Origin of the sequence: Thermosulfurimonas sp. (genome assembly GCF_015491435.1) — a bacterium.
Taxonomy (GTDB): domain Bacteria; phylum Desulfobacterota; class Thermodesulfobacteria; order Thermodesulfobacteriales; family Thermodesulfobacteriaceae; genus Thermosulfurimonas_A.
In genome coordinates, this window is sequence record NZ_WFVX01000049.1 from 1 (window position 1) to 5,901 (window position 5,901).

Sequence of the window (5,901 nt, forward strand, 5' to 3'; positions counted from 1 at the left end):
ACCTTGAGCAGGGCCTCCACATGGGCCAGTCGTTCCGGCCCCACTCCCACCGCGGCTCCCACCCTCAGACGCCCCCATTCGTCCTTGCAGGCATGCGGATACTTGCGAATCTTTTCGATATCCTTGATGGTAATGAGCCCCTTGAGACAGAAATCTTCATCCACGATCAATAACTTCTCTATACGACGTTCGTGCAGGATCTTCTTGGCCTCTTCCAGAGTCACCCCCGGAGGAGCGGTGACAAGATTCTCGCGGGTCATAACCTCCTTTACCGGACGATCCAGCGCGGTTTCAAAACGAAGGTCCCGGTTGGTAACGATACCCAGAAGCTTCTTCCGGGGCCCTTCCACCACCGGTATCCCGGAAATTCGATACTCCTCCATCAGCCGCAATACCTCGCGGATAGGGGTTTCCGGCCCCACGGTGACCGGATCCAGGATCATCCCGCTTTCGGACTTCTTGACTTTTTCCACCTCCCGACACTGTTCCTCGATGGTCATGTTGCGGTGAATGATCCCTATCCCCCCTTCCCGGGCCATACTTATGGCCATCCTGGCCTCGGTCACCGTATCCATGGCCGCCGAGAGGATGGGAATGTTTAGCTTGATCTTGGGGGTGATATAGGTGGATACATCCACATCCTTGGGGAGGACCTCGGAATAATTGGGAACAAGGAGCAGATCGTCAAAAGTATAGGCCTCTTCTACCGGAAACGACAGCATAAACCCTCCCTCCTTTATACGCAAAAATTATTTCCAAGACAAGAGAAGCCCCTCCAGGAGGCCCCATTCACTGACCACCATTTCGGAAAGGCGTAATCTGCGGGCCAGTTCCTGAAAGATCAGGAGACCGGGAAGGGCAATATCCTCCCTGCCGGGTTCCATACCGCGCAGGCGTTGGATCTTAGGCAGGGGAAGGCCCCAGAGATAATCCGTGAGTTCCTCCAGACGGGAAAGAGAGATCCTGTGCCCGTGAATCCTTTCCGGCAAATATACGCTCAGGTGCAGGTCCAGGGAAGCCGCCAGGCTGGCGCTTCCGCCACAGCCCACCAGAACCTCACCGGAATCCGGAAACTCCACCTCGGAGAGGATACGAGCCACATGGGTGCGAAGCTGATGGTATTCCTTACGGGTGAGGGGATAGGAGTGAATAAATCTATTCCGCAAACGCACCGCCCCCAGGGGAAGACTCACACTCCATACCCTCCGTCCCTCATGAATCCAGGAAATCTCCGTGCTTCCCCCTCCCACGTCCGCCAGAAAAAAGGAGCCTGCCAGCTTCAGCCCGGAGATTACCCCCCGGGCCACGAGCTCGGCTTCCTCCTCCGGGGAGATGAATTCCACCTCAAACCCGAGATCCCGAGCTTCGGAGAGGAATTCCCCGGCATTGCGGGCCTCCCTGAAGACCGCAGTGCCCACCGCCCTTATCTCGTTCACCTCCAGTTCAGCCAGATGATCGCGAAAGTCCCGGAGGACTCTTAGACCTCTTTCCATGGCCTGAGGCGAGATAACACCGTTTTCGAGCCCCTCTCCCAGGCGGACATTTTCCCGGCGTTTTTCTATCACCCGCAGCTGTTCCCCCTGAATCTTGCCCAGAGCCAGCCGGAAGGTCTGGGTACCCAGATCCAGCACCGCTCGCGGCGGAGAATTGAGTCGCTCCGCAAGGTCCTTACCCACCCGAAAAACCAGCCTCCTGTTCCCCGGCAGATGATAGACCTTCTGGTTCTGGGGGTTCACGAAGATCCTTTCCTTTCCCTGGTGAACCTCGAAGCGACCGAAACCGCGTATCTCTATCCGCTGCGCCTCCCTGAGGGCCTGGACCATCTCCTCAAAAAAGGCCCCTACCAGGAGTTCTACATCGCTCTTGCGCAGGTCCGGAAAATGCGCCAGCAAACGATATACCAGGTCCTTCCGTTTCATTTCCCTGCCCACCACAGATAAAGGGGACAGAAAAGCACGTTCTCCCAGGCCAGGCTGGTCTTTCCCTTCAACAGGGATAACCACCAACGTTGTTCCCCTTTTCCGTAAACCAGACGAGGCGTCCCTCTAATCCCGGCCATCCGGGCGGCCTCCTCCACGGCCCGGGCGAAATTCCCCAACTCATCCACCAGCCCCAAGCGGAGGGCCTTTTCACCGGTAAAGATTCGACCGTCCGCGATCCTGCGAACTTCCTCGATCTTGAGCTTACGGCTCGCTGCCACGGCCCGGATAAACTGTTCATGGATCTCGTCCAGAACTCCCTGCAGGATCTTTTTCTCCTGAGGTCCGGGGGAACGATAATAGGAGACCAGATCCTTGAAGCGCCCGCTTTTCAATACCACCGGCTCCACGCCCAGCCTTTTAAGGAGTCTTTCCACATTGGGCACTTCAAAGATGACTCCTATGCTTCCGGTAATGGTTCCGGGGGAAGCCAGGATCCTGGTTCCTCCCAGGGCCACGTAATAACCACCGGAGGCAGCCACCGAGCCCATGGAAACCACCACCGGCTTCTCCTGCGCGACCCGTTTGAGCTCCTGATAAAGTTCCTGCGAGGCCCCCACCGCTCCTCCCGGACTATCTATACGCACCACCACCGCCCTGATCTCCCGCCGTCGCCGGAAATCCTCCAGGATCCGGATCTTCTCGTCCGCCCGGGTAATGAGCCCCCGAATCTCCACCACCCCTATGACCGGCCCCAGTAAGCGCCGCTCGGGTTTAAGGATCCAAAAGGATAAAATCAGGCTCAACAGACAGAAAAAGAGAAAAATACCACCGATAAAAGCCAAACCGTATAAAAAAGCCTTCCTCATGGTTCCCGTTTAAAAGCGGTCCGCAGGATTCCTGCCTTTTAGGGCGGTAAAAACGCTCCCGCGCGGCCCTGAAGTAATACCTTCCGATGTGTTTTCATCTTCCCACAGGAGGGACGGCCTCCGGAGATCCTTATTTGCCCATAAGTTCCTTGTTCAGGAAGGCTCCCAGGGTAAACCCGGTTCCCTTGCGATTTTCGATATTTTCAAGATATTCCTGGCGTTCCTTCTCTTCCAGATACCGCCGGATGGATAGAGACATCCGCCTTTTCTCGGGCTCCAGGCGGATGACCTTGGCCTTGACCTCCTGCCCCACCTCAAAATGCCCTACCGGAGATTTCAACTTCTCCGGGCCTATCTCGGAGACATGGACCAGCCCTTCCAGACCCTCCTCGATCTCCACAAAGAGACCGAAATCCGCTACCTTGGAAATCTTACCCGCCACCACCGCCCCCACCGGATACTTTTCCGGAGCCGTCTCCCAGGGATTGGGATAAAGCTGCTTGATCCCCAGATTGAGCCTCTCCTTTTCCGGGTCTATCTTCAGCACCACCGCCCGAACCACATCGCCCACCTTAAACTTGTCCGAGGGGTGAGCCAGCTTGCCCCAGGACAGATCGGAGATATGGATGAAACCGTCTATATCTTCGGTAACCTCCACAAAGATACCGAAATCGGTAACCGTCTTTATGGGGGCCTCAATCACCGTGCCGGGAGGCATGTTCTCCACCAGGACCTCCCAGGGGTTGGGTTCCACCCGGCGCAGACTCAGGGACAGGCGTCGGTTTTCCGGATCCACCTTGAGCACCACCGCCTCCACCTGGTCTCCCACCGAAAGGAGTTCCCGGGGATGCCTCAACCTCTTGGTCCAGGAGAGTTCGGAAATATGAATCAGGCCCTCCACCCCGGGTTCCACCTCCACAAAGGCCCCGAAGGAGGTTAGAGAAACCACCCTGCCCTTGACCCGATCGCCTTCGTGATATTTTTCCTTCACCTGCTGCCAGGGATCCGGCGTAAGCTGTTTGATCCCCAGTTTGATCTTTTCCTTCTGGGGATCAAAGGAAAGCACCTTTACCCTGACCCGATCCCCCGGACGGAGGAGATCCCCCGGATGTTTCACCTTTCCCCAGGAGAGATCGGAAACATGGAGAAAACCCTCCACCCCTCCCAGATCTATAAAGGCTCCGTAATCCAGTATCCGCGTAACGGTGCCCTCCCTTACCTGCCCTTCGGCCAGGCTCTCGAAGAGGGCCCTCTTGCGGGCCTCGATCTCCTTCTGGAGGGCGTTTTTACGCGAAACCACCACATTATTGCGCTTTCGGGAGGCCGAGATCACCTCCACCTTTATGTTCTGCCCTACGATCTGGTTGGGATCCGCCGGACGCTCCAGATAGGCGTGCGAAAAGGGGAGAAAGGCCCGCACCCCTTCTATTTCCACCGCAAACCCGCCCTTGATGGGCTCAATCACATAGGCCTCCAGTGCCTCTCCTTCCTTCTGCGCCTTAAGAATACGTTCCCAGGCCCGGTTTTCCAGAAGCTTGGCAAAGGACAGCCTCACCAGACCGTCCTCGCCCCTGATCCGCTCCACCAGAGCCTCGATTCGATCGCCCTCCTTAACCCTCAGAGAACCATCGGCCCGCCGGAATTCCGCCGTGGGGATGAGCCCTTCGGACTTGTAGCCTATATCCACAAAGGTCCAGTCCGGGTTAATGGTGAGGATGGTCCCTTCTATAATGGAGCCCCGCCGCAAGAAACGGGGTTCGGCTTCGGATTTGAGTAATTCTTCAAAAGTTTCGGTTTCCTGCCCTTCCACCATTTTGGCCTCCTCCAAGACTATAGAACTCTTGTTGCTGCTTATACCAGAGATGAGGGGAGCCTTCAAGGGTGGGACGCGAAAAGCTCCCTCAGGATGACCTGGAGGACCTCCTGGGGGGAGAGATTGGAGGTGTCGATAACGATGGCCCCCTCGGGTATGCTCAGGGGAGCGGTGGAGCGGGAGGAATCCTTCTCGTCCCGGGCCTTGATGTCCCGCAGGACCTCCTCCTCGGAAACGGGGATCCCCTTGGCCCTCCATTCCAGATATCTCCTGCGGGCCCGAACCTCCGGCGAAGCGGAAAGAAAAAACTTGTAAGGGGCCTCGGGAAAAACCACCGAACCCATATCCCTTCCCTCGGCCACCACCGGCCCTTTCTGAGCCAGACGTTGAAGGATGTCGTTCACCAGTTTCCTCACCTCCGGGATGGCCGCCACCGTGGAAACCCGTCTTTCTACTTCCGGAAGACGCAGCTCCTCCTGCAACCGGCGGGAACCGAAGCTTATCCGCAGGCCCTCCGATCCCAGCTCGAAGGAGAAGCGGGGGAGGTGTTCCTGAATCCTATCCAGGATGCGGGCTGGATCCTCGCCGGAAAGGGCCTCCGGGGCCTGCGTCACCAGGAGCCAGGTGAGGGCCCGGTACAGGGTGCCGGATTCGAGCAACCCGTAGCCCAGGTGACGGGCCAGCATCCGGGCCACGGTGGTCTTCCCGCTACCGGCCGGACCGTCGATGGTGATTACCCGGGGCCGTTCCTTCATGCTCGCTCCTTGCGCAGGATCCTTTCCAGGGCCTCCACCAGCGCTCGATTCTCCTCGGGAAGCCCCACCGAGATCCTCAACGCCTCCGGAAAACCGTAAGCCTCCATGGACCGCACTATAAGTCCCTCCCGGAGCAGGGCCTGATAAAGGGACTCCGCCGGCCGGCCGCATTCCACAAAAAGAAAATTGCTCTGGGAGGGGAGGGGTTTCAAGCCCAGCCGGGAAAGCTCCCCGGTCAGATAATCCAGCCCCTGCCAGGTAATCTCCTGGGTACGACGGAGATGATCGTGATCCGAGAGAGCCGCGCGAGCCGCCACCTGGGCCAGGAGATTCACATTGAAGGGCTGACGGATGGCGTTCAGAATGCGGGCCAGATCCTCGGGCATCAGACCGTATCCCACCCGGAGTCCGGCCAGGCCGTAAGCCTTGGAGAAGGTGCGCAACACCACCACCGGAAAGCCCCTTTTCAAAAACTCCACCCCCCGGGCCACCCCCGGATCCCGAATGAACTCCCCGTAGGCTGTCTCTTATACACATCTCCGAGC

Annotated in this window: 5 protein-coding genes and 1 pseudogene; all 6 read right to left on the bottom strand. The window is 58.0% G+C overall.

The annotated features are described in order from the left end of the window. Window positions 1–722: IMP dehydrogenase (locus F8J34_RS02190; RefSeq protein ID WP_297056099.1), on the bottom strand; the 722-nt coding region annotated here is incomplete at its 3' end. A 27-nt stretch (window positions 723–749) separates the two neighbouring features. After that, complete coding sequence (locus F8J34_RS02195; protein ID WP_297056101.1) at window positions 750–1,919, bottom strand: HU family DNA-binding protein; 1,170 nt, start codon at window positions 1,917–1,919, stop codon at window positions 750–752. Further along, window positions 1,916–2,764: a signal peptide peptidase SppA gene (gene sppA / locus F8J34_RS02200; RefSeq protein WP_297056103.1), complete on the bottom strand. Its 849-nt coding sequence runs from the start codon at window positions 2,762–2,764 to the stop codon at window positions 1,916–1,918. The genes F8J34_RS02195 and sppA overlap by 4 nt, the downstream gene beginning before the upstream one ends. A gap of 154 nt (window positions 2,765–2,918) precedes the next feature. After that, complete coding sequence (locus F8J34_RS02205; protein WP_297056104.1) at window positions 2,919–4,601, bottom strand: 30S ribosomal protein S1; 1,683 nt, start codon at window positions 4,599–4,601, stop codon at window positions 2,919–2,921. Between the two features lie 62 nt (window positions 4,602–4,663). Beyond that, complete coding sequence (gene cmk / locus F8J34_RS02210) at window positions 4,664–5,356, bottom strand: (d)CMP kinase (RefSeq protein WP_297056107.1); 693 nt, start codon at window positions 5,354–5,356, stop codon at window positions 4,664–4,666. Beyond that, a pseudogene (locus tag F8J34_RS02215) lies at window positions 5,353–5,865 on the bottom strand (aminotransferase class I/II-fold pyridoxal phosphate-dependent enzyme); the annotation flags it as partial. The pseudogene F8J34_RS02215 and the gene cmk, both read right to left, overlap by 4 nt. Between the last annotated feature and the right edge of the window lie 36 nt (window positions 5,866–5,901).

What these genes read in the sequence shown, in the direction of transcription:
- F8J34_RS02195 (WP_297056101.1), bottom strand. Translation starts at nt 1,919, where the DNA reads ATGAAACGGAAGGACCTGGTATATCGTTTGCTGGCGCATTTTCCGGAC.
- F8J34_RS02205 (WP_297056104.1), bottom strand. Translation starts at nt 4,601, where the DNA reads ATGGTGGAAGGGCAGGAAACCGAAACTTTTGAAGAATTACTCAAATCC.
- cmk (WP_297056107.1), bottom strand. Translation starts at nt 5,356, where the DNA reads ATGAAGGAACGGCCCCGGGTAATCACCATCGACGGTCCGGCCGGTAGC.